Origin of the sequence: Vibrio sp. PBL-C16, from assembly GCF_034321865.1 — a bacterium.
GTDB lineage: Bacteria > Pseudomonadota > Gammaproteobacteria > Enterobacterales > Vibrionaceae > Vibrio > Vibrio alginolyticus.
Map to the genome: position 1 here is coordinate 105,014 of NZ_JAXLNY010000002.1, position 22,289 is coordinate 127,302.

The 22,289-nt window shown below is 45.9% G+C and carries 18 protein-coding genes and 12 tRNA genes; 20 read left to right on the forward strand and 10 right to left on the reverse strand.

Features of this window, described 5'->3' with window-relative positions; all coding sequences use genetic code 11:
• Positions 1 to 59: 59 nt before the first annotated feature.
• The 5 genes from UQW94_RS08645 to UQW94_RS08665 form a co-directional block, all read right to left on the reverse strand.
• Positions 60 to 1,205 carry a murein hydrolase activator EnvC family protein gene (locus UQW94_RS08645; protein WP_005381476.1) on the reverse strand — a complete coding sequence of 382 codons (1,146 nt, stop codon included), beginning with the start codon at positions 1,203 to 1,205 and terminating at the stop codon, positions 60 to 62.
• 27 nt (positions 1,206 to 1,232) lie between these two features.
• Positions 1,233 to 2,054, reverse strand: a complete 822-nt coding sequence (gene cysE / locus UQW94_RS08650; protein ID WP_005381475.1) for a serine O-acetyltransferase — start codon at positions 2,052 to 2,054, stop codon at positions 1,233 to 1,235.
• 78 nt (positions 2,055 to 2,132) lie between these two features.
• Positions 2,133 to 3,170 (reverse strand): NAD(P)H-dependent glycerol-3-phosphate dehydrogenase, encoded by a 1,038-nt coding sequence (gene gpsA / locus UQW94_RS08655; RefSeq protein WP_005381474.1) that lies wholly within the window; start codon positions 3,168 to 3,170, stop codon positions 2,133 to 2,135.
• Positions 3,171 to 3,365: 195 nt separating this feature from the next.
• The gene (gene secB, locus UQW94_RS08660; RefSeq protein WP_005386410.1) at positions 3,366 to 3,830 is read right to left on the reverse strand and encodes a protein-export chaperone SecB; all 465 of its coding nucleotides are present in this window, start codon (positions 3,828 to 3,830) and stop codon (positions 3,366 to 3,368) included.
• A 225-nt stretch (positions 3,831 to 4,055) separates the two neighbouring features.
• Positions 4,056 to 4,490, reverse strand: coding sequence for a rhodanese-like domain-containing protein (locus tag UQW94_RS08665; RefSeq protein ID WP_005381472.1), 435 nt, complete (start codon positions 4,488 to 4,490; stop codon positions 4,056 to 4,058).
• A gap of 547 nt (positions 4,491 to 5,037) precedes the next feature.
• Here UQW94_RS08665 and gpmM point away from each other — a divergent pair.
• The gene (gene gpmM / locus UQW94_RS08670) at positions 5,038 to 6,570 is read left to right on the forward strand and encodes a 2,3-bisphosphoglycerate-independent phosphoglycerate mutase (protein ID WP_005386416.1); all 1,533 of its coding nucleotides are present in this window, start codon (positions 5,038 to 5,040) and stop codon (positions 6,568 to 6,570) included.
• Positions 6,571 to 6,652: 82 nt separating this feature from the next.
• Here the strand turns inward: gpmM and UQW94_RS08675 are convergent, their stop codons facing one another.
• From UQW94_RS08675 to rsgA, 4 genes are all read right to left on the reverse strand, one after another.
• Complete coding sequence (locus UQW94_RS08675) at positions 6,653 to 7,540, reverse strand: DMT family transporter (protein ID WP_025768800.1); 888 nt, start codon at positions 7,538 to 7,540, stop codon at positions 6,653 to 6,655.
• A 132-nt stretch (positions 7,541 to 7,672) separates the two neighbouring features.
• A complete protein-coding gene (locus tag UQW94_RS08680) occupies positions 7,673 to 9,088 on the reverse strand; it encodes an SLC13 family permease (RefSeq protein WP_104975656.1) in 1,416 nt (471 codons plus the stop codon).
• Between the two features lie 166 nt (positions 9,089 to 9,254).
• Positions 9,255 to 10,112, reverse strand: a complete 858-nt coding sequence (gene asd, locus UQW94_RS08685; RefSeq protein WP_054575296.1) for an archaetidylserine decarboxylase — start codon at positions 10,110 to 10,112, stop codon at positions 9,255 to 9,257.
• Positions 10,113 to 10,228: 116 nt separating this feature from the next.
• Positions 10,229 to 11,293 carry a small ribosomal subunit biogenesis GTPase RsgA gene (gene rsgA, locus UQW94_RS08690; RefSeq protein ID WP_005386419.1) on the reverse strand — a complete coding sequence of 355 codons (1,065 nt, stop codon included), beginning with the start codon at positions 11,291 to 11,293 and terminating at the stop codon, positions 10,229 to 10,231.
• A gap of 129 nt (positions 11,294 to 11,422) precedes the next feature.
• Here rsgA and orn point away from each other — a divergent pair, with 129 nt between their 5' ends.
• From orn to UQW94_RS08755, 13 genes are all read left to right on the forward strand, one after another.
• The gene (orn, locus tag UQW94_RS08695) at positions 11,423 to 11,968 is read left to right on the forward strand and encodes an oligoribonuclease (RefSeq protein WP_017635574.1); all 546 of its coding nucleotides are present in this window, start codon (positions 11,423 to 11,425) and stop codon (positions 11,966 to 11,968) included.
• Positions 11,969 to 12,124: 156 nt separating this feature from the next.
• Positions 12,125 to 12,200: transfer RNA gene (locus tag UQW94_RS08700), tRNA-Gly, on the forward strand.
• A gap of 42 nt (positions 12,201 to 12,242) precedes the next feature.
• A tRNA-Met gene (locus UQW94_RS08705) sits at positions 12,243 to 12,319 on the forward strand.
• 2 nt (positions 12,320 to 12,321) lie between these two features.
• Positions 12,322 to 12,397, forward strand: a tRNA-Gly gene (locus UQW94_RS08710).
• Between the two features lie 42 nt (positions 12,398 to 12,439).
• Positions 12,440 to 12,516 (forward strand) — tRNA-Met (locus UQW94_RS08715).
• Between the two features lie 2 nt (positions 12,517 to 12,518).
• Positions 12,519 to 12,594: transfer RNA gene (locus tag UQW94_RS08720), tRNA-Gly, on the forward strand.
• A 42-nt stretch (positions 12,595 to 12,636) separates the two neighbouring features.
• Positions 12,637 to 12,713: transfer RNA gene (locus UQW94_RS08725), tRNA-Met, on the forward strand.
• 2 nt (positions 12,714 to 12,715) lie between these two features.
• A tRNA-Gly gene (locus UQW94_RS08730) sits at positions 12,716 to 12,791 on the forward strand.
• 42 nt (positions 12,792 to 12,833) lie between these two features.
• Positions 12,834 to 12,910: transfer RNA gene (locus tag UQW94_RS08735), tRNA-Met, on the forward strand.
• Between the two features lie 2 nt (positions 12,911 to 12,912).
• Positions 12,913 to 12,988, forward strand: a tRNA-Gly gene (locus UQW94_RS08740).
• Positions 12,989 to 13,024: 36 nt separating this feature from the next.
• Positions 13,025 to 13,100: transfer RNA gene (locus UQW94_RS08745), tRNA-Gly, on the forward strand.
• A gap of 36 nt (positions 13,101 to 13,136) precedes the next feature.
• A tRNA-Gly gene (locus UQW94_RS08750) sits at positions 13,137 to 13,212 on the forward strand.
• A gap of 58 nt (positions 13,213 to 13,270) precedes the next feature.
• A tRNA-Met gene (locus tag UQW94_RS08755) sits at positions 13,271 to 13,347 on the forward strand.
• Positions 13,348 to 13,967: 620 nt separating this feature from the next.
• On the opposite strand, the gene queG is transcribed toward UQW94_RS08755, so the two are convergent.
• Positions 13,968 to 15,095 (reverse strand): tRNA epoxyqueuosine(34) reductase QueG, encoded by a 1,128-nt coding sequence (gene queG / locus UQW94_RS08760; RefSeq protein ID WP_005381370.1) that lies wholly within the window; start codon positions 15,093 to 15,095, stop codon positions 13,968 to 13,970.
• A 277-nt stretch (positions 15,096 to 15,372) separates the two neighbouring features.
• Between queG and tsaE the strand changes: the two genes are divergently transcribed.
• From tsaE to hflX, 6 genes are all read left to right on the forward strand, one after another.
• Positions 15,373 to 15,837 (forward strand): tRNA (adenosine(37)-N6)-threonylcarbamoyltransferase complex ATPase subunit type 1 TsaE, encoded by a 465-nt coding sequence (gene tsaE / locus UQW94_RS08765; protein ID WP_005381372.1) that lies wholly within the window; start codon positions 15,373 to 15,375, stop codon positions 15,835 to 15,837.
• Positions 15,831 to 17,540: an N-acetylmuramoyl-L-alanine amidase gene (locus tag UQW94_RS08770; protein ID WP_005381374.1), complete on the forward strand. Its 1,710-nt coding sequence runs from the start codon at positions 15,831 to 15,833 to the stop codon at positions 17,538 to 17,540. Before tsaE ends, UQW94_RS08770 begins: the two co-directional genes overlap by 7 nt.
• Before the next feature lie 18 nt (positions 17,541 to 17,558).
• A complete protein-coding gene (gene mutL / locus UQW94_RS08775; protein ID WP_213870381.1) occupies positions 17,559 to 19,571 on the forward strand; it encodes a DNA mismatch repair endonuclease MutL in 2,013 nt (670 codons plus the stop codon).
• A complete protein-coding gene (gene miaA / locus UQW94_RS08780; protein ID WP_047103958.1) occupies positions 19,568 to 20,500 on the forward strand; it encodes a tRNA (adenosine(37)-N6)-dimethylallyltransferase MiaA in 933 nt (310 codons plus the stop codon). The genes mutL and miaA overlap by 4 nt, the downstream gene beginning before the upstream one ends.
• 194 nt (positions 20,501 to 20,694) lie before the next feature.
• Positions 20,695 to 20,958, forward strand: a complete 264-nt coding sequence (gene hfq, locus UQW94_RS08785) for an RNA chaperone Hfq (protein ID WP_005381379.1) — start codon at positions 20,695 to 20,697, stop codon at positions 20,956 to 20,958.
• A gap of 37 nt (positions 20,959 to 20,995) precedes the next feature.
• Positions 20,996 to 22,285, forward strand: a complete 1,290-nt coding sequence (hflX, locus tag UQW94_RS08790) for a ribosome rescue GTPase HflX (RefSeq protein ID WP_005381380.1) — start codon at positions 20,996 to 20,998, stop codon at positions 22,283 to 22,285.
• Positions 22,286 to 22,289 lie beyond the last annotated feature (4 nt).

Below are 22,289 nucleotides of genomic sequence, written 5' to 3' on the forward strand. Positions count from 1 at the left end.
TGAATGCAAAAAAGGAGCCGAGTGGCTCCTTTTTTATTATAAGTCGATGAGTCAGATAATCAGCGTTTTAACCAAGATTTCGGATTCTGCGCTTCACTATTACGACGAATTTCAAAGTACAGCGATGGCCTGTCTTGACCACCCGTATCACCCGCGAGAGCAATCACTTCGCCTGCGGTGACTCGATCGCCTTCTTTTTTAGTTAACGCTTGGTTGTAACCATAGAGGGTCATGTCACCTTTTCCGTGGTCGAGCAGTACCACTAAACCGTATCCGCGCAGATACTCAGCAAATACGACAGTACCAGGATAAACGGCTTTCACTTGTTGACCATAGTTGGCAGACAACACCATGCCCTTCCAGTTTACCTGCCCAGTTTGTCGCGTACCAAAGTTGTGTAACACACTGCCTTTGAGTGGCCAAGGCAACTTACCGCGCTGTTTGCCGAGTCCGTCCATTGGCACCGCATTACGCTTCGCTGCTTTGGCGATCTCTGCTTTCAAACGGGTTTCGTTGCGTTGCAGCTCGGCTAAGTAGCGTTTGTCATTCTTGATACTGCTCTGAATTTTATTCAGGGTTTGCTTACGCTTGGATTGTGTACTCGCTAGCGCTGTACGTTTTTCGGATTGCTGCTTGAGCAGAGTCTCGATTTGCTCTTTTTCTAGCTCGAGCTGGTTTTTGTTGTGCGCTAATTCTTGGGTTATTTTGGTGATCGCATCAATCACTTCAGCACGTGCTTTAGCTAAATGCTGGAAGTATTGGCTCATGCGGTCTTCTTCCACACCTTGATTTAACAAGTGACCATTGGCCTTCGCTCGCTCGGTTACGTAATACGTTTGCAGCAGCTGTTTGAGTTCTTCTTCTTGCTCTTGACGCTGTGCTTCTTGCAAGGCAATTTTCTCTTCCAGGTTTTCTATGTTTTTGTCTGCTTGTGCGAGGTTAGACTTGGTTTGTCGTATTTCACGCTCAAGCTTAGAAATACCAAGCTCTTGATCTTTTAGTGATTTCTGTAACTCATTGAGCTGCTTTTCTTGGGAAGAGAGCGATTTGCGCTGACGGCTTATCTCACTGGATACGCCTTTGAGCTCTTGCTGACTCACAGCAGAGGAGGTAATGGGATAAGTGGCAGATAAAGCACAAGTTAATAAAATAGCCGAGCGTAGAACAGGGTGATTTTGTTTTCGCACTTGAGAGTTACCTACCACGTTGTTGTCAAAAAGGTTTGTTGACGATTAAATACCATCTCCATGGATAAAGCTTTGCGACTTGCCGTTAAAGCCTTGATCCATATCGAGAGAGGGTTTGTCCGTTTTTGGACGTCCGACGATTTTTGCAGGCACGCCAGCCACCGTTGTGTGAGGAGGCACGGCTTGCAATACCACAGAGCAAGATCCGATTTTCGCGCCTTCACCGACTTCGATATTGCCAAGAATCTTTGCACCAGCTCCGATCATCACACCCTCGCGAATTTTCGGGTGACGATCACCGCATTCTTTACCAGTACCACCAAGGGTGACATCTTGCAGTATAGACACGTCGTTTTCGACCACGGCAGTTTCACCAATCACGATGCCTGTTGCATGGTCGAGCATGATGCCACTACCAATGCGCGCTGCAGGGTGGATATCGACCTGACATGCTACCGAAATCTGATTTTGTAGGTAAGTCGCAAGAGCGTGACGACCTTGCTTCCATAGCCAGTTTGCTACTCGGTAGCCTTGCAGTGCGTGATAGCCTTTTAGGTACAGCAATGGCATTGAGTACATTGAAACAGCAGGGTCGCGATTGACCGTGGCACAAATATCACAAGCCGCGCCGTCAGTGATGGTTGGATCAGCTGCAAAGGCTTCTTCAACCACTTCACGTACAGCCATCGCTGGCATGGAAGCGGTGTTCAATTTATTAGCCAGAATATAACTCAGAGCGGCACACAAACTTTCATGCTTGATAATGGTGGCATGATAGAAGCTCGCCAGCATAGGCTCTTGTTCTGACATTTCACGGGCTTCTGAGACAATTTTGTTCCAGACTTTTTGTTTTTCGCAGTGTTTCATTCTCAATATCCAGAGTGGTTCTTCCGTGACCCGACAACTTCAATTTTTCTCAGATGAGCTGCAAAGGGCGGTAGATTGCTACTTTCCTTCGGCTTTTTTGTCACGAGCAAGTAAATCTTGCGCCGCTAAGCGCGCATCTTTTCCTTGATACAATACTTGATAAATTTGATCAACTATCGGCATCTCAACACCCATACGTTGAGAAAGTAGCCATACTTCTTTTGTATTGCGGTAACCCTCAACCACTTGACCAATTTCTTCTTGAGCCGTATCAACGTCTTTACCTTGGCCTAATGCCAAGCCAAAGCGTCGGTTACGTGATTGGTTATCGGTACATGTCAGGACAAGATCGCCTAAACCCGCCATGCCCATAAAGGTTTCTGGCTGTGCACCCAGCGCAGCACCAAGGCGACTCATTTCAGCCAAGCCACGAGTAATTAATGCAGTACGGGCGTTGGCGCCAAAACCGATACCATCAGACATACCCGCACCAATCGCAATAACGTTTTTCACAGCGCCGCCCAATTGCATACCAATAAAGTCACTATTGGCATATACGCGGAAGGTTTTGCTACAGTGGATTTTTTCTTGTAGATCCGCAACAAATTCAGAATCTGGAGACGCAACAGAGATTGCAGTCGGCATACCCATTGCGAGCTCTTTCGCAAACGTTGGGCCAGACAATACTGCTAGTGAGTAGTTTTCACCGATAATGTCATACGCAACGTCTTTCAGTAGGCGCCCCGTTTCAGGTTCAAGCCCTTTGGTTGCCCAACAGATGCGAGAGTCTTCGCGCAAGAATGGTTTACAGCTGTTTAGCACGATGCCAAAGACATGGCTTGGAACCACAACCAACAAATCTCGGCTTGCTTGAACGGCTTTTTCTAAATCCGATTCAATGATCAAGCTTTCAGGGAAATCAACACCTGGTAAGAAGGCATGGTTAGCTCGGTCTGCTTCTAGGCGAGCCATGTGCTCTGGCTCGTGTCCCCAAAGGACAACGTTCGCGCCGTTACGAGCGAGTGAGATTGCCAAAGAGGTGCCGTATGAGCCTGCGCCAATCACAGTCATTGCGATGTCTTTACCGTAAGCATTGTTTGTATTTGCTTGTGTCATGCTACCGCCTAATTGTCTTGCTACTAGTAGAATCTAGTTCCTAATCGTCAAATTTTACGCCTTCTGGCGATTAGGAACTAGGAACTTTTGTCAGAAATAAAAAATGCACATTGCATCGGATGGTAGACGCTCTGTGCATTTTATTTGAGTCGGTGACGTCAGCACTGTGGCTATTCGTCACTTATAAAACGTGAATTACGCTTCAGCTTCGCCTTGTTGAGCTTGCTGTTGTAGGTAGTTCATGAATAGCGCGTCAAAGTTTACTGGCGCTAGGTTCAGTTGAGGGAACGTACCTTTAACGACTAGGCTTGAGATAGTTTCACGAGCGTATGGGAATAGGATGTTCGGGCAGAATGCGCCTAGGCAATGTGCAAGTTGACCAGCTTCCATTTGTTCAGCAGTGAAGATACCACCTTGTTGAACTTCACATAGGAACGCAGTCTCTTCTTCGTTCTTCACAGTAACGGTTAGACGTAGAACAACTTCGTAAACGCCTTCACCAAGCTCACGGCTTTGAGTGTCTAGGTCTAGTTTAACGTCTGGGTTCCACTCTTTCTGGAAAATTACTGGAGAGTTCGGCGCTTCAAAAGAAACGTCTTTTAGGAAGATGCGTTGAATTGCGAAGTTTTGTTGTGCGTCTTGAGGTGCTGCTTCAGCCATTTTTTAATCCTTAAATCAATATTTGTTGAGCCTAGAAACGTCTAAGCTCAGAAAACTGGTATGTCCTGAGACTAACTGAGCCAATCTACCTTGACTAGATGAAGCGTGTATTACGTGCAAAGCGTCACAACTTAGTGCTCCAACTGCTTTCAATTTGCTCAGTTTTTTGTCCGCGAGGCTTGGTAAAAGCGCGTTTAAACGCGAACTTTCGTTCTTGCCACGTTCCTACTTTTTACCGCGAACTAACGGCAGGTTCGCTTCGTTCCACGCAATCAAACCATTTTTTAGTAGGCTCACTTTTTCGAAGCCAGCTTTTACTAATAGGTTTGCGCTTTCTTGAGCGGTCTGTCCTGTCTTGCATACCACAATGATTGGGTCTGATTTGTGGTTTTCAAGGCTACCCAAGTTACCCGCTTTGATGTCTGACGGTAAAATGTGAAGTGAGTCGGTGATATGACCTTTTTTGAACTCGTCCTTGGTACGGATATCCACTACAACGCCGTTTTCACGGTTCATAAGATGAGTCAGTTGGTTTACGTTGATTTCTTTGTATGCGGCTGTCGCTGACTTCACGATGTTCATGATAAAGGCGACAAGAAGACCTACCCAAACCAAAGATAGAATCATGTTCTGTTGGAAAAATTCAATGTACTCTTGCATGTCTTGAGCTCTTACGCTGTTGGCGGAAAAATAAAGCAGGAGTATAGCGAGGTTACGGCTCTTAGGCGAGAGGGTTAAAATTTTCTAACGAATAATTGAGATCTCTATAAACCCTTTATGCCCTTACTATCCGTACATTTCGCTCTGGTAGCTTGATTGCTTTTGCCTATTGGACTTATCGGTTTAAGTGACTTCTGTTTTACTGAGAAAAGAGAACAATAGGTATTAACCCATCTTGTTTGATGTTGCTTTAAATTAGCACTGTTTCAAGTGCAAAAATAAGAATGAGAAGCGTAAGAAAACCGAACTTAGACTGGGGTGTACAAAGCGTATTAGGAATGACTATGCTTGTGGAACACGATTGTCGGCACTGACTCGTTGTTCGCTTAACTTGTAAGATAGCAACAATAAATCGCAAACATTATTTGATCTTAACCTACAGTTTTGGTTAAAAAGTGTAGTAAAATTACGCTAGTTTTGTTTCAAGGTTAGATAGGGCAGCGAGGCCCTACGCCAAAAGTTACTTAAATTTGATGAGGTCATCACTATGTCAGCTAAGAAGCCACTGGCTCTAGTTATCCTTGACGGTTACGGTTACCGTGAAGACACAGCAAGTAACGCAATTGCGAATGCGAAAACACCAGTAATGGATGCTCTGATTGCGAATAACCCACACACATTAATCTCTGCTTCAGGCATGGATGTTGGCCTTCCTGATGGTCAAATGGGTAACTCTGAAGTTGGTCACACTAACATTGGTGCAGGCCGCGTTGTATACCAAGACCTGACTCGTATCACTAAATCAATTGCGGATGGTGAGTTCGAACAAACGCCTGCGCTAGTTGAAGCAATCGACTCTGCTGTGAAAGCTGAAAAAGCAGTACACATCATGGGCCTGATGTCTCCAGGTGGTGTTCACTCTCACGAAGACCACATTTACGCAGCAGTTGAAATGGCAGCGGCTCGTGGCGCAGAGAAAATCTACCTACACTGCTTCCTAGACGGCCGTGACACACCACCACGTAGTGCTGAAAACTCACTACAACGTTTCCAAGACCTATTTGCGAAACTAGGTAAAGGCCGCGTTGCTTCTCTAGTAGGTCGTTACTACGCAATGGACCGTGACAACAACTGGGATCGCGTCCAAGTTGCTTACGATCTTCTAACTCAAGCTAAAGCTGAGTTCACAGCAGAAACGGCAGTTGCAGGTCTAGAAGCGGCTTACGCTCGTGAAGAAAACGACGAATTCGTTAAAGCAACAGCTATCAAAGCAGAAGGTCAAGAAGACGCAATCATGCAAGATGGTGATGCGGTTATCTTCATGAACTACCGTGCTGACCGTGCACGTCAAATCACTCGTGCATTCGTTCCTGCATTTGACGGCTTTGAGCGTGCAGTATTCCCAGCAATCAACTTTGTGATGCTGACTCAATACGCGGCTGATATCCCTCTAGCTATCGCATTCCCACCTGCGTCTCTAGAAAACACTTACGGTGAGTGGCTATCTAAACAAGGTCAAACTCAGCTACGTATCTCTGAAACAGAGAAATACGCACACGTGACTTTCTTCTTCAACGGTGGTGTTGAGAACGAATTTGAAGGCGAAGAGCGTCAGTTGGTTGCTTCTCCAAAAGTTGCAACGTACGACATGCAGCCTGAAATGAGCTCTCCAGAACTAACAGAGAAGATGGTTGCGGCTATCAAGTCTGGTAAGTTCGATACCATCATCTGTAACTACCCGAATGCAGATATGGTTGGTCACACTGGCGTTTATGAAGCGGCTGAGAAAGCAATCGAAGCTCTAGATGAAAGCGTGGGTAAAGTGGTTGAAGCAATCAAAGAAGTTGGCGGTCAACTATTGATCACTGCGGACCACGGTAACGCAGAAATGATGATCGACCCTGAAACTGGCGGCATCCACACTGCTCACACTAACCTACCAGTACCTCTAATCTATGTAGGTGACAAAGCGGTTGAATTCAAAGAAGGCGGTAAACTGTCTGACCTTGCACCAACCATGCTTTCTCTAGCTGGTCTAGAAATCCCAGCAGAAATGACGGGTGAAGTACTAGTTAAATAATTAACTAGCGGCTCTGAATGACAAAAGCCCGAGTTTAAACTCGGGCTTTTTTGTATCTGGCAATAAGGGCTGGTCTGTAAGGTTACTGAACCAATATGCCCGCACCAATCACAGCTAGGGCCGCGCCCAACCATGCAAATCGGTTTGGTCGGCGTTTAGTGTAAATCCAGAGCAGTGGTAGCAACATTATTGGCGTGGTTGAAGATAGAAGTGCAACCATACCTACATTTCCTTCTTGTAGTGCGTATAAGATTAGCGTCATACCGACGGCCATCGCCAAGAAACCATTAAGCGCAGTAATACCAAATATGCGCCAAGTAATGTGTTGCGTCGAGCGAGCGACTTTGACCCCTAGAACTAACAACATGCTGTGGGCGAAAAAGGCACTGATCATTCGAATAGCAGAAGCCGCAACTGGGTCAATACTGGTTTGCATTACTGGCTTGGCGATGATGCCGCCCAATGCTTGGCACATTGCTGCGGTTAAGCCAAGTCCAATACCCACCCAGATGTTACCTTTAATGTCTTCCAAGACGTTATTCACTTGACCTCTTCGGCCAAAGAATATCGCCATCACCACGCCGCTAAATACCAATGATGCGCCCAGTAGTTCTATTGTGGTCATGACTTCGCTAAATAAGAAGTAGCCCAAGATGGCAGAGAACACGGCGTGGCAAGAGAAGAGTAACCCGGCTTGTCTTGGCCCCATACGATTCAAACACGCGAATAGAGCGGTATCGCCAATAAAAATACCAATCAGTCCTGAGGCCATCATTGGCGTTACATGTTCCCAAGAAACCGTTAACCAGCCGCCAGTTATCCAGGCCATTGTTGATAAGATCACGGCTGTGCAGCCCATACGCCAGCGGCTGTAAGAAAATGCGCCTAGGTGTTGTGCAGGAATGACCGAAATTAGGCTAGAAACTGCCCACAGAAAAGCGGCGCATAAAGCAAGCCATTCGTAACCCATGATGTGTCGACGTCCTTGTAGAGTAGAGGAGTCTTAATATGCACGAAATTTATGGGATGTAAAAGCCGCTCTGTAAGGGCAGTAGCTGGAGAGCAGCTCCATGACAACACGCTTTTTCATGGAGCTCTTCGATTAAAACAGTACCAAAACTGCGCCATACACGATAAGTAGACCAATCAAACCAAGAATCAGCCCCACTTTCGCCATGTCTTTGCTCTCGATGAGGCCTGTTGAATAAGCCAAAGAGTTTGGTGGTGTGGAAACCGGTAAGATCATGCCAAGTGATGCGGAGAAGGCGACGACAACCAGTAAACCTTGTAGGCCACCAACCGCAATAAGGCTTGGCATGGATGTACCAATAGCGGCAGCAATAGGCATCAATAAGTTTGCCGTTGCGGTATTAGACATAAAGTTCGCCATTAACCAGCACACTACCGATAGGGCTAAAACAACGGCAAATGGTGATAGCAGGCTGTAATCAATGGCGTGCGCTAATGCTTCGGCTAAGCCCGTTTTGTCTAAGGCAATGCCAATTGCTATACCACCGGCAACTAGCCATAAAACATCCCAGTTAATCAGCTTGAGCTCTTCTTTTCCCATAATGCCCGTTAACGTGAACACTGCTAGTGGGATAATCGCGACAACATATGTATTCATGCCATGCACTTTCGTTGTCATCCAAAGCAAAATGGTTAGTGCAAAAGTGATGTAGACGACGATCGCACGCCAGCTCCTTTTGAATGTACCATCTAGCTTTAGTTTCATTTCTGGTTCGCTAGACGGAAACAGCTTTTGCAACAAGAACCAAGCTACAGTGAGTTGTACCAACACAAAGGGTAGACCCATTGTCATCCACGATAGGAAGTCTATCGCGTTTTCCCCAGTGAGATATTGAAGCGCTATCGCATTAGGTGGCGTGCCTATCGGAGTCGCAATGCCGCCTGTATTCGCGGCAATTGGAATACACAACACCAGTGCTTTAATGCCTAAATCCCCTTTAGGTGCTGAAGCGACGATGGGGCCAAGCAGGGCTAGCATCATCACGGTCGTGGCAGTATTGGACATAAACATTGAAAAAACGGCGGTAATTAACATCAAGCCCAGCATGATGAACTTAGGTTGTGTGCCGAATGGTTTTAATAGAACTCGGGCGAGGTTGTTGTCGAGCTCGTATTTGGAAGCCGCAATCGCGAGAGCAAAACCACCCATAAAAAGAATAATGATCGGTGAAGAGAAGGCCGAGAAAATATCGGTGTAAGCAATTAACTCTCCTAAATCATGCCCCGCTGGTGGATTGCGAAATAGATGCAAACCTTTATCCGATATCATGATCAGTTCAAGAGCGATAATAAGAATGGACGTAGCAAAAACGGGAACCGGCTCGAGAACCCAAAGTAGAGCAGCAAGAAGAAAAATAGCCAACAGGCGATGCTGAATTAAAGTGAGATCGTCAATAGGAATAGCATCGATCGGCATCATCAAAACACCGAGCGGAATTAAAAAGCACACCAGCAATTTCGCCAACGTGTTTACACTCATCTTTGGCATTGGCTGCCCCTCTAAATATTCATTCTAAGCGCAGGATAATTGATTGTGGAATGAGGGTCTTAGAGGCAGGTATGAGTTTGAGAAATAGAGGCTAAATTTCGAACGGAGTTTTGCTTTTTATCAATAAAAAGAGCCCTTAATAAAGGGCTCTTTAACGGTGTTTTACTTATTTTTTCAAGGCGTAAGGTGTGCCCATAACGGTTGGCTTACCGTTTTCCATGCTTGCGTCAAACTCAATCGCGTCTTTGGCAAACAGGTTAATAACAGTAGAACCCAGTTTGAAGCGGCCCATCTCTTCGCCTTTTTTCAAGATCACGGCCTTGTCACCCTCTGCTGGGTAATTCCATTTGTAGACAGTGTTTCCACGAGGCGGAGTGATCGTGCCAGCCCATACTTGCTCAATGCTACCAACAATTGTCGCACCAACAAGCACCTGTGCCATTGGACCAAACTCAGTATCGAAGATACACACCACACGCTCGTTACGTGCAAATAGGTTCGGTACGTTTTCTGCTGTCAGAGGGTTTACTGAGAACAGGTCACCTGGTACGTAAATCATTTGGCGCAGAGTGCCGTCACATGGCATGTGTACACGGTGGTAATCGCTCGGAGATAGGTACAATGTTGCAAAAGAACCATCTTTAAATTCGTCCGCTAAATTCGCGTCACCGCCCAGCAATTCTTGTGCTGAGAAGTGATGACCTTTTGCTTGGATAAGTTGACCATCTTCAATAGGGCCAAACTGGCTAACACAAGCGTCGGCTGGATGAGTGATGACGTTTTCGCCTTCAGAAATTGGGCGTGCGCCTTCTTTTAGCTCACGAACGAAAAACTCGTTGAACGTTTTAAAATGCTTAGGATCTGAGTGCTTTGCCTCATCCATATTCACATTGTATTGTTTGATAAACCAACGAATAACTGCTGTTGTTAGACCGCCAGCTTTTGCTGAAGCCAGTTTACCCATTAGGCGAGTGAGGCCGTGTTGTGGGATCCAGTACTGCAGTCCAACTTTAAACTTGTCCATCTTTAATTCCGATACTTCTGTTAGATTCGCGCTTTAGGGCGCGTGATGTTACTGAAATTTAATTTGCTTGTCAGTATTAGGTGAAGACTTTTTACACAGTTACAGCCTTAACTCAATTACAGATCGGCTTTTTTATTACGTGAATACTGACGATTTGCTTTGTTTTCAACCATGCTTTCCAAAATACGATGATAATTTTCAAAGCGAGTTTCGTTAATTTCCCCGTTCTCGACAGCTTCACGTAGAAGGCAGCCTGGGTCATCATTGTGTTTACAATCTCGGAACTTGCAACCGCCTAAATATGGTCGAAATTCAACGAATGCTTTTGTTACTTCTTCTGCTTCCAAATGCCAAAGACCAAATTCACGTACTCCAGGTGAGTCGATCAAATCGCCACCCGTTGGAATGTGGTATAAACGTGCAGCCGTCGTGGTGTGTTGGCCCAAGCCAGAGTTCTCAGAGACTTCGCCTTCTTCCACTTCGCTCTCTAGTTCCGGCATTAACGCGTTGACTAAGCTGGATTTCCCTACGCCTGATTGACCAACAAAGATATTAATTCGGTCACGCAGCAGGGTTTCTAGTTCAGCAATGCCTTCTCCAGACTTCTTGCTGACCAGAAGCACTTTATAGCCAATACGTTCATATTCTTTGAGCCATTCTTCATACATTGCACGGTCATCGGCTTCTAGAAGGTCGACCTTATTTAAGACCAACAATGGCGCAATATTCAGTGTTTCTGATGCAACGAGATAGCGGTCAATAATATTTAGCGATAGCTCTGGTAATACCGAAGAGACAATGACCATTTGATCAATATTGGCTGCAACGGGTTTTAGGCCATCGTAATAATCTGGACGAGTGAGCACTGAAGAGCGAGGTTCTACCGCTTCAACAACACCAGAGATGCCCGCCATAGACTCCAATCCTTCGCGCCATAAAACACGATCGCCAGATACTAGAGACTCAATACCACGGCGGAGGTTACAGCGTTGAATTTCGCCTGTTTCAAGGTCTTCAATGTCCGCGTGCTGACCAAAACGAGTGATCACGAGACCTTGCTTGCTGGCGCCTAGCATGTTTTCATCCCACTGGATGGAATCTTCTTGCTTCTTCAAACGCTTTTGTTGGTTGCTACGTACGCGTCGCACCTGACCTTTGGTTAACTTTTTCTTCTTTGCCACAATTCTGTACTTTATGTGAATTTACTCAAATGGTTGAGCCGTACTCTTGGCTCCGTGTATGAGTATCGTGTTTCTCGTATTTTGAGGTATAGTACCTCTTTTATCGATAAACAAATAGGCGGCGTAACCATGTCCTTTAGCGATCAAAACCTAATTTGGGTTGATTTAGAGATGACAGGGCTTGATCCTGAAACGCACAAAATCATCGAAATTGCTTCTATTGTCACGGATAGCGAACTAAATATTTTGGCTGAAGGTCCAGTGTTAGCGATTCATCAGCCGGAAGAAGAACTGGCGAAAATGGACGACTGGTGTACTAATACGCATACGGCAAGCGGTTTGGTGGAGCGCGTTCGAAACAGTCAAATCTCAGAACAAGACGCAGTCGCACAAACCATTGAATTTTTAGAAAAATGGGTGCCAAAAGGGGCGTCGCCAATATGTGGTAACAGCATTGGGCAGGATCGTCGCTTTTTATACAAGCATATGCCTGAGTTGGAAGAGTTCTTCCATTACCGATATGTTGACGTTAGTACTCTTAAAGAACTAGCACGTCGCTGGCAACCTGAGGTGCTAAATGGGTTCACAAAACAGGGAACACATTTGGCCTTGGACGACATTCGTGAGTCCATCGCAGAACTTAAGTACTATCGAGGTACTATTTTCAAGATTTAACTGTTAAGGTTGCGATCCAAATTGTTGTAATTTATATCGCTTTTGATTGCTTTTTCGTCGTTCAGTAAAAAAATAAAGTTTTTTTGAAGGAAGGACTTGCATCACAAAAAAATGCTCTTATAATTCGCAGCCCTAAACAGCGGAAACGTTGTTGATGCGACACTAGCTCAGTTGGTAGAGCGCAACCTTGCCAAGGTTGAGGTCACGAGTTCGAACCTCGTGTGTCGCTCCAGTTTCATAGTTCTCACGGTACTCAACGGTGACACAATACGGACGCGGGGTGGAGCAGCTTGGTAGCTCGTCGGGCTCATAACCCGAAGGTCGTCGGTTCAAATCCGGCCCCCGCAACCAATGCGACACTAGCTCAGTTGGTAGAGCGCAACCTTGCCAAGGTTGAGGTCACGAGTTCGAACCTCGTGTGTCGCTCCAGTTTTATAGTTCTCACGGTACTTAACGGTGACACAATACGGACGCGGGGTGGAGCAGCTTGGTAGCTCGTCGGGCTCATAACCCGAAGGTCGTCGGTTCAAATCCGGCCCCCGCAACCAATGCGACACTAGCTCAGTTGGTAGAGCGCAACCTTGCCAAGGTTGAGGTCACGAGTTCGAACCTCGTGTGTCGCTCCAGTTTTATAGTTCTCACGGTACTCAACGGTGACACAATACGGACGCGGGGTGGAGCAGCTTGGTAGCTCGTCGGGCTCATAACCCGAAGGTCGTCGGTTCAAATCCGGCCCCCGCAACCAATGCGACACTAGCTCAGTTGGTAGAGCGCAACCTTGCCAAGGTTGAGGTCACGAGTTCGAACCTCGTGTGTCGCTCCAGTTATATAGTTCTCACGGTACTTAACGGTGACACAATACGGACGCGGGGTGGAGCAGCTTGGTAGCTCGTCGGGCTCATAACCCGAAGGTCGTCGGTTCAAATCCGGCCCCCGCAACCAATGCGACACTAGCTCAGTTGGTAGAGCGCAACCTTGCCAAGGTTGAGGTCACGAGTTCGAACCTCGTGTGTCGCTCCAATATATAGCCCTCATCGTGCTCAACGGTGACAAAATGCGACACTAGCTCAGTTGGTAGAGCGCAACCTTGCCAAGGTTGAGGTCACGAGTTCGAACCTCGTGTGTCGCTCCAATATATAGCCTTTATCGTGCTTAACGGTGACACAAGGCGACACTAGCTCAGTTGGTAGAGCGCAACCTTGCCAAGGTTGAGGTCACGAGTTCGAACCTCGTGTGTCGCTCCAGTTTCTTTTTATAAATGAAAGCAAAGCCTTCATCATCAACGAAGATGAAGCACTCGGACGCGGGGTGGAGCAGCTTGGTAGCTCGTCGGGCTCATAACCCGAAGGTCGTCGGTTCAAATCCGGCCCCCGCAACCAAATACAAGACGATAGATTGAGTACTTATTTAGTATACAATTGTTAAGTCGTCTACGGATGCGCCGCTTGATTCAACGCCTGCTTCTCGCAACCAATCACATCGCTCTTTTCATAATGCTGCGAAGCATGAATCCCCAAAAGCTAAACTTTTATCCGCATCATATGATGTCGGACGATTTCGTTTGTGTTTAAAACACGATATGAATCGGCTGACGTACAAGTATGATGAGGCTTCGCGTGTTTTATCTACTTTAATTAACAGAGTTATCCACATACGTCGTTCTGTGGATAAGTTGGTTGATAAAGTGTTTTTAGCTTGACTTTTTATGATGGGGAAGAAAGATCTTTTCTCTAAAGTGAAGTTGAAACAACAAAGAAATATCAATTAAATCTTTGTTATATAAAGAAAAAATAAGTTTTTTGTCGGATCGAGTACGTTAAAATACGATCATTAACTGGTATTTTTTTGATCCTAGTCATTTCTCCGAGCTGTGTTTAACTTTTTTCTGCTAGCTTGTTTTTCTTGAATCTCAAATTTTTTTCCACATTACAAAATTGAGAACAAGGTCATGAATTGAACATGCAAAAGTACTTTCAATCTCTTGCATATAGACTACGCTCTATGCGTCTCTCGGCAGTCCCTTCTCGACTATCCTTATTAAGCGTTGCTTTTTCGTCTCTATAGATGAATTACTCTCAGTGGGGAGTTGATTCAGTTGCTCTGTCAAAGCCCATTTAATGTGCTCATCAAGTAATTTATTTTCACCTTGCCGACTTTCCAGCGCATCTATGATTCGCTGACTATATTCTGCATTACCAAGTGCGACAGCGATGTTACGTAGCCACTGTATATGACCAATACGACGGATAGCGGAGCCTTCCATATTTTTTAGAAAAGTCGCTTCATCCCAGTTAAACATGTCGACGAGGTCAGGGTTTTTGAAACTGTCACGACGGTGGAAATCATCTTGCTCCGTTATGTCGGCGTAGCGGTTCCATGGGCAAACCAATTGACAGTCGTCACAACCATAAATGCGGTTACCCATTGGCTTTCGAAACTCTTCAGGAATCACGCCATCGAACTCGATGGTGAGATAAGAGATACAACGCCTGGCATCGACAACTTTGTCTTCAACGATAGCTTGTGTTGGGCATGATGTAATGCATGCTTTGCATTTACCGCACTGATCAACGCTTGGCTCATCTACGGGTAGTGGTAAGTCGATAAGTAGTTCACCTAAAAAGAACCACGATCCACAGTCTTGATCTAAAATCAGGGAATGTTTCCCGGTCCAACCTAAGCCCGCTTTTTGGGCGAGAGGTCGCTCTAATATTGGTGCGGAATCAACGAAAGGTCGGTAACCATATTGACCAACCTCTTGTTCAATAAGTTTGCCGAGCTTATTTAGCTGCTTTCTGACGAGCTTGTGATAATCGCGCCCTAGTGCGTAGCGGCTAATATAGGCATGACTTTTATTCGCGAGGTTCGAAGCGAATTGAGCCTCTGGTGGCAGATAGTCCATCCGGACGCTGATAACACGAACGGTTCCCGGGAGTAGCTCATGGGGTCTAGCACGCATCATACCGTGACGAGCCATCCAATCCATTGAGCCGTGATAGCCTGCATCAAGCCATTTTTGTAGTGCTGCTTCATGTTCACTCAGATCAACGTCGCAGATCCCAACTTTTTGGAAGCCGAGTTCTTTTCCCCAAACTTTGATTTGTTGTGCGAGTTGTTCGTAGTTCATGTTAACCACCGGAATAAAGGGGGGGCGGATCTTAACGGATCTCTGGCTTTGGTGCTACCCAGTTAGGTACGTTTTTGATGTTGTGAATACTGCTTATTGAAGTCATTTGCATATATTCTAAATCTAGGTCGATACTAAGATGATTAAGATACCGTTTATTGGATACTTTTTTCGCACATATGACATTTGAAAGCTTGTCTCTCAAAACCAACACGGTTTACTATTCCTGTTCTTTTGATTTTTATATAGTCAACGATCATTAGTTAGAGAAGCATCAATGAGCACGAAACAATTCAATTTAAAAGATGAGCATGAAACGGTTGCACTAGGCACCGCTCTGGCTCAGCTTTGTTCCCAGCAAACCACAATTTATCTGCATGGTGATTTGGGTGCAGGTAAAACAACCTTTAGTCGTGGTTTTGTCCGTGCTCTTGGTCATCAAGGTAACGTGAAAAGTCCAACTTATACTCTAGTCGAACCGTACCAGTTGGATCAGTGGCAAGTATATCACTTCGACCTTTATCGTCTTGCGGATCCTGAAGAGCTTGAGTTTATGGGGATTCGAGACTATTTCACAGACGATGCGATTTGCTTGGTTGAATGGCCTGAAAAAGGGCATGGCTTACTGCCACAACCGGATCTTGATGTAAACATTCGCTACCAAGGTGAGCAACGTGTAGCCGAACTAACAGCTAATAATGATTATGGTGTGCAGTTACTCAGTCGATTGGAGCTATGTTGAGTTTTTCAAATTTTAGAGTAGTGGCGACGTTTGTCGCCACTTTTCTCCTTCTCATCCCCAATTTAGCATTTGCTAACGTCGTTAAGAGTTTTCGAGTTTGGCCTTCACCTGATGAAACGCGTGTTGTCATCGATTTAGGCTCGGAAGCTGACTATTCCTATTTCTCTTTATCAGGGCCGGATCGCCTTGTCGTGGATTTAAAAAGCACGACGATGCAGGCCAAACTGCCTGTTACTGTTACGGATAGCCCTGTTTTAAAACTGGTACGAAAAAGCTCGCCTCCAGAGAAGGGCACTTATCGTTTGGTGTTTGAACTAAAAAAGAGCGTTCAAGCGGAATTATTTAAATTAAGCCCAACACCAGGTGGGCAGTATGGTCACCGCTTGGTGATTGATTTACCGCACGGTAAGAAGGCATCGACCTCTAAACCGAGTAAGCCAGCGGCGGCCAGCAAAGACATGAGTTCAGTTCAACGAGCTCAAGAAGTGTTAATTGTTATCGACCCTGGTCACGGTGGGGAAGACCCTGGCTCTATTGGCCCTTCACGTCGTAAGTACGAGAAAGATGCGGTATTGAGTATCTCAAGAAAAATTGCTGCTCAGCTCGATGCGACTCCTGGTATTAAAACGCGCATGACTCGTACGGGAGATTATTTTGTAAACTTAAACCGTCGTGTCGCGATTGCTCGTGAAAATGATGCGCACTTGCTGATTTCCATTCACGCAGATGCGTTTACTTCACCGAAGCCTCGCGGTGGATCGGTCTTCGTACTAAATACTCGTCGTGCAAATACCGAAATTGCTCGTTGGGTCGAGAACCATGAGAAACAGTCTGAGTTATTGGGCGGCTCGGGTAATGCGTTCTTCACGAAGACAAAAGATCGTAACGTGAACCAAACTTTGTTGGACTTGCAGTTTAGTCATTCACAAAAAGAAGGCTATAAACTGGCAACAGAAATCCTAGGTGAGATGGGACGTGTTGCGCACCTGCATAACACCAAACCGATCAACACCAGCCTTGCGGTTTTACGCTCTCCACAGATTCCGTCTGTGCTAGTGGAAACGGGCTTTATTTCTAACCCAACAGAAGAGCGTTTACTGTTTCAACGAGCGCACCAAGATAAGTTAGCTCAGGCTATCACTAAGGCGGTCGTCAAGTACTTAAAAGATAACCCACCAGAGGGGACGGTGTTCTCGCCTTCAGCGAAGCCAATGGTACATATTGTAAAGCGTGGCGAGTCATTATCGGTGATCGCGAACAAATATGGGCTTAGCTCTAAAGCGCTGATGTCGGCAAACAACTTGAAGTCGACAGGCTTGGCAATTGGTCAGAAGCTCAACATTCCTTCTGCTGGTACGATTAAAGTGCCAAGTAAACCGATTACTGTTGAGACAGAAACCATTACGCACAAGGTTAAGTCTGGTGAGTTCTTAGGTAAGATTGCGAATCACTATAAAGTGAAGGTTTCAGATATCCGCCGAGAGAATAACTTGAAGTCAGATACCTTGTGGGTAGGGCAAAAGTTGAAGATAACGGTCGCGGTAAAAGATAAACCGATTCGTAAGCACAAGGTTTCTCGGGGTGAGTTCCTTGGCAAAATAGCGTCCAAATACGGCGTTAGCGTATCGAGCATTCGTAAAGCGAATAACTTACGCTCTGATCAGCTAGCGGTTGGGCAAGTCCTGATCATTCCAAACAAGTAGGTGAGCTCCTAACTCATTATGACGATTAAAATTTTGCCAGCCAGACTTGCAAACCAAATCGCCGCAGGGGAAGTGGTCGAAAGACCTGCTTCTGTGATTAAAGAGCTGGTTGAAAATAGTCTTGATTCTGGCGCAACTCGAATCGATATCGATATCGAGAAAGGAGGCGCAAAGCTGATTCGTGTTCGTGATAACGGAAAAGGTATCACGAAAGATGAACTTGGCTTAGCGCTCAGTCGTCATGCGACATCTAAGATACATACCTTAGATGATCTCGAAGCCATTATGAGTCTAGGTTTTCGCGGTGAAGCGTTAGCCAGTATTAGCTCAGTCTCGCGTTTGACGCTCACGTCGCGTCCTGCGGCACAAGAAGAAGCCTGGAGTGCCTACTCCGAAGGGCGTGATATGCAGGTGAAGCTTAAGCCAGCAGCGCACCCGATTGGCACGACTGTTGAGGTGTTGGACTTATTTTTTAATACTCCAGCGCGTCGCAAGTTTCTTCGTACGGAGAAAACCGAATTTGCTCATATTGATGAGTTATTGAAACGTATTGCGTTAAGTCGCTTTGATGTCACCATCAATGTGCGTCATAACGGCAAGATCATCCGTCAATATCGCGCGGCGAAAAATCAGCTTCAAACCGAAAAGCGTATTGCTGCTGTCTGCGGTAATGCGTTTGTGCGGCATATGCTCAGAATCGAGCTTGAGCATCAAGGGTTAAAGCTACATGGGTGGATTACCACGCCAGAGGGAGCAAGGCAGCAAAGCGATTTACAATATTGCTATGTGAATGGCCGAATGATGCGTGACAAATTAATCAATCACGCGATTCGTCAAAGCTATGAAATGAGCTTAAAGCCAGATCAGTTTGCTGCGTATGTGCTCTTTATTGAGCTAGATCCGCACCAAGTAGATGTGAATGTTCACCCTGCTAAGCATGAAGTGCGTTTCCACCAAGCTCGTTTGGTGCATGATTTCATCTATCAAGCTTTGACGGATGCACTTGCGCAAAGCGCCGTGATTGATAAACCACAGGTGAATGAATCGGCATTTCATCGCGTGGAACCGACTGAGTCCGAAGAGATTGAGCATTCGCCAGAGCCTGAAAAAGTACAAGAGCCAGCATCTTCACCAGTACCAGAGCGGGTTTATCAAGCGATAGAGAGTACACCGGCTTATCCTGGACGCAGTGATTATGAAGTGAAGCCTCGTAATAGCGGTCCTAGTGAAACCTCCGTGCGAGAGGCGCGCGTAGTGGAGTCATTCAAACGTAATGATTGGGTGGAATCCAAACCTGCACCAAAGCCAAGTCACAGTAAAGAGCGCCACGTAGAACCAGCGCCAACTAAACAAGAAGTACGCGCTTATCACGAGCTGTTGAAAACGCCAGAGTTTGAGGCTCAGGCAGTCACTCCAATAGCGCCCCAAACGATAACTTCGCACACATCAATGCCATCGATTACTGCATTAGGCAAAGCGCTGATGGTGGTCGATGAACAATTTGTTTTGATGAGCAGTGACAGTGGGGCGGCGTTAGTCTCGTTACCTAGAGCAGAATTTTATCGTGTAAAAGGCCAGCTTTCTCCAAGCGATGGTGCACTCAAGGCACAACCTCTGCTTGTTCCTCTATCTATTAAGTTAGAGGCCGAATTAGTGAGACTGGCCCAAGATTATCAACAAGATTTGGCATTGCTTGGTATTCAATTGAAAGCGAGAAACGAGCACGCCTTAATGGTGATGGGCGTTCCAGCTCCGCTGCGTCAACAAAACTTACAAAATTTAGTACCAGATCTGTTATCTTACGCGCAATCTTGTGTGAACGAAGGTATAGCAGCGGCTCAGATGCTGTCTGAGTTGATAGATTGGCTCGCATTACAGGTCACGACAGTGAAGAGTCACTATACTTTTTCTGAAGCCATTCAAATTATTGCGGAACTTGAACAGCTAAGACATGGTCAATTGCCATTAGAAGATACAAAATTCGTATCCGCTGTTGATTTCTCTGCCACGATAGCCAAATTAAAACCATGACAGATAAACTACCTTTGGCGCTATTTTTAATGGGGCCAACTGCATCAGGCAAAACTGAGCTGGCGATTCGTCTTCGTCAAAAATTTCCGATTGAGATCATCAGTGTTGATTCTGCTTTGATCTACAAAGGGATGGATATCGGTACGGCGAAACCGGATGAAAAAGAGTTAAGTTTGGCGCCTCATCGCTTGATAGATATTTTGGATCCAAGTGAATCTTACTCTGTCGCCGACTTTCGTCGAGATGCATTGAAAGCGATGGATGATATTGTTGCAGAAGGAAAAATTCCACTTCTTGTGGGTGGAACAATGCTGTATTACAAGGCGTTACTTGAAGGTTTATCACCACTTCCTGCTGCAAATCCTGAAATTCGTCAGCAAATTGAACAAGAGGCATTGACTAAAGGTTGGTCAGTGTTGCACGATGAACTCAAAGAGGTTGATCCTGTGTCAGCCGCGAGAATCCATCCCAATGATCCCCAACGTTTATCTCGGGCATTGGAAGTTTTTCGCATTTCAGGTAAAACTTTGACTGAATTGACTCAAACGAAAGGTGAAAGCCTACCATACCGAGTCAAGCAGTTTGCAATAGCTCCCAAGGATAGGGCAGAACTTCACCGTCGGATTGAACTCCGTTTCGAGAAGATGATGGAAGCGGGCTTTGAAGAAGAAATGAAAGCGTTATATTCGCGAAAAGATCTTCACCCCGATCTTCCTTCCATACGATGCGTCGGTTACCGACAGATGTGGGAGTATTTAGATGGGGAGTGTACACGTGACGAAGCGGTATTTCGTGGCGTATGCGCGACTCGTCAATTGGCCAAGCGTCAAATCACCTGGTTACGCAGCTGGGATGATTTAACTTGGTTGGATAGCGAGAACATTGAACAGGCATTAGAAACGATGTCGGAAGCAATAGCATCTGATTGACATAGCTGTGTATAATGTGATCGTTTTTGCGTGAACGCACTCTCAAAGGATCTGTTGTTGGCGGTTTTTATACTATGCTGCTAATTACTTAGAGTGCATTTTTGATTCGTTTAGCTCAGATGCAAAAGCCGTATCTTTTGCATTGCACCACTAGCTAAATAATTACAACTACAAATTAAATAAGGAAAATAAAAATGGCTAAGGGGCAATCTCTACAAGACCCATTTCTAAACGCGCTACGTCGTGAGCGTATCCCGGTATCTATCTACCTTGTGAATGGTATTAAACTACAAGGTCAGATCGAATCATTCGATCAATTTGTGATCCTGCTGAAGAATACTGTTAACCAAATGGTGTACAAGCACGCGATCTCAACAGTTGTGCCGGCTCGTCCAGTGAGCCATCACAGCGGTGAACGTCCACAAGGTGAGCGTCCACAAGAGAAATCAGAAGATTAATTCTTCATCGAGTATTTTAAAATAAGGAGTTGATTGCTTGTTTGACCGTTATGAATCCGGTGAGCGAGCCGTACTTGTTCATATCAACTTCACGCAAGAAGGTGAATGGGAAGATCTGGCTGAGTTCGAAATGCTGGTTTCTTCTGCTGGGGTAGAGGCGCTACAAGTGGTAACTGGTAGTCGTCAATCCCCACACCCGAAATACTATGTCGGAGAGGGTAAGGCCCAAGAGATTGCTACAGCGGTACAATCAACGGGTGCCGAAATTGTGATTTTTAATCACGCCCTCTCTCCTGCCCAAGAACGTAACCTCGAAGCACTGTGCCAATGTCGAGTTCTCGACCGCACTGGTCTTATTCTCGATATCTTTGCTCAACGAGCTCGAACACACGAAGGTAAGCTACAGGTAGAGCTGGCTCAACTTCGTCATATCTCTACTCGTTTGATTCGTGGTTGGACGCACCTTGAAAGGCAGAAAGGTGGTATCGGTTTACGTGGCCCGGGTGAAACCCAGCTGGAAACCGACCGTCGCTTATTGCGTGACAGAATCAAAGCCATCCTGCGACGCTTAGACAAAGTAGCGAAGCAGCGTGAACAAGGGCGCCGCGCCCGAAATCGAGCTGAAATCCCAACGGTTTCACTTGTGGGTTACACCAACGCGGGTAAGTCGACACTCTTCAACCGTATTACAGAAGCTGGCGTGTACGCGGCTGATCAATTATTTGCTACTTTGGACCCGACTTTACGTAAGATAGAGTTAGCAGATGTTGGTCCTGCCATCTTGGCAGACACGGTTGGTTTTATTCGACATTTGCCACACGACTTGGTTGCGGCCTTCAAGGCAACCTTGCAGGAAACGCAAGAAGCTGACATTTTGTTACATGTTGTTGATGCCAGTGATGAGCGTTTTCGTGAGAATATTCAAGCTGTTCATGAAGTACTAGAAGAGATCGACGCGCATGAAGTGCCGACTCTGGTTGTCATGAACAAAATCGACAATCTAGATTCGCAGAAACCACGTATAGAACGAGACGAGGAAGGCGTACCTCGCGCAGTTTGGGTTTCAGCAATGGATGGGTTGGGCATTGATGTCCTGTTTGAGGCTCTGACGGAACGTCTGGCGTCACAAATGGTCGAGCATCAGTTGCGAATTCCTCCACAGTATCAAGGACGATTCCGTAGTACCTTCTTCCAAATGAAGTGTATTCAACGTGAGGAATATGACCAGGATGGTAACTTGTTGATCGATATTCGAATGCAGCAAGTAGATTGGTCTAGACTTGAAAAAAGAGAAGGGGCAGTTTTGACTGGCTTTATAGTCACTTAAAGGA

Excerpts from the sequence above, each read along its gene's own strand:
- secB (WP_005386410.1), bottom strand. The coding sequence starts at position 3,830 with ATGGCTGAAGCAGCACCTCAAGACGCACAACAAAACTTCGCAATTCAA.
- queG (WP_005381370.1), bottom strand. The coding sequence starts at position 15,095 with ATGAACTACGAACAACTCGCACAACAAATCAAAGTTTGGGGAAAAGAA.
- UQW94_RS08770 (WP_005381374.1), top strand. The coding sequence starts at position 15,831 with ATGTTGAGTTTTTCAAATTTTAGAGTAGTGGCGACGTTTGTCGCCACT.
- UQW94_RS08675 (WP_025768800.1), bottom strand. The coding sequence starts at position 7,540 with ATGGGTTACGAATGGCTTGCTTTATGCGCCGCTTTTCTGTGGGCAGTT.
- mutL (WP_213870381.1), top strand. The coding sequence starts at position 17,559 with ATGACGATTAAAATTTTGCCAGCCAGACTTGCAAACCAAATCGCCGCA.
- orn (WP_017635574.1), top strand. The coding sequence starts at position 11,423 with ATGTCCTTTAGCGATCAAAACCTAATTTGGGTTGATTTAGAGATGACA.
- asd (WP_054575296.1), bottom strand. The coding sequence starts at position 10,112 with ATGGACAAGTTTAAAGTTGGACTGCAGTACTGGATCCCACAACACGGC.
- UQW94_RS08680 (WP_104975656.1), bottom strand. The coding sequence starts at position 9,088 with ATGCCAAAGATGAGTGTAAACACGTTGGCGAAATTGCTGGTGTGCTTT.
- cysE (WP_005381475.1), bottom strand. The coding sequence starts at position 2,054 with ATGAAACACTGCGAAAAACAAAAAGTCTGGAACAAAATTGTCTCAGAA.
- tsaE (WP_005381372.1), top strand. The coding sequence starts at position 15,373 with ATGAGCACGAAACAATTCAATTTAAAAGATGAGCATGAAACGGTTGCA.
- gpmM (WP_005386416.1), top strand. The coding sequence starts at position 5,038 with ATGTCAGCTAAGAAGCCACTGGCTCTAGTTATCCTTGACGGTTACGGT.
- UQW94_RS08665 (WP_005381472.1), bottom strand. The coding sequence starts at position 4,490 with ATGCAAGAGTACATTGAATTTTTCCAACAGAACATGATTCTATCTTTG.
- hfq (WP_005381379.1), top strand. The coding sequence starts at position 20,695 with ATGGCTAAGGGGCAATCTCTACAAGACCCATTTCTAAACGCGCTACGT.
- miaA (WP_047103958.1), top strand. The coding sequence starts at position 19,568 with ATGACAGATAAACTACCTTTGGCGCTATTTTTAATGGGGCCAACTGCA.
- gpsA (WP_005381474.1), bottom strand. The coding sequence starts at position 3,170 with ATGACACAAGCAAATACAAACAATGCTTACGGTAAAGACATCGCAATG.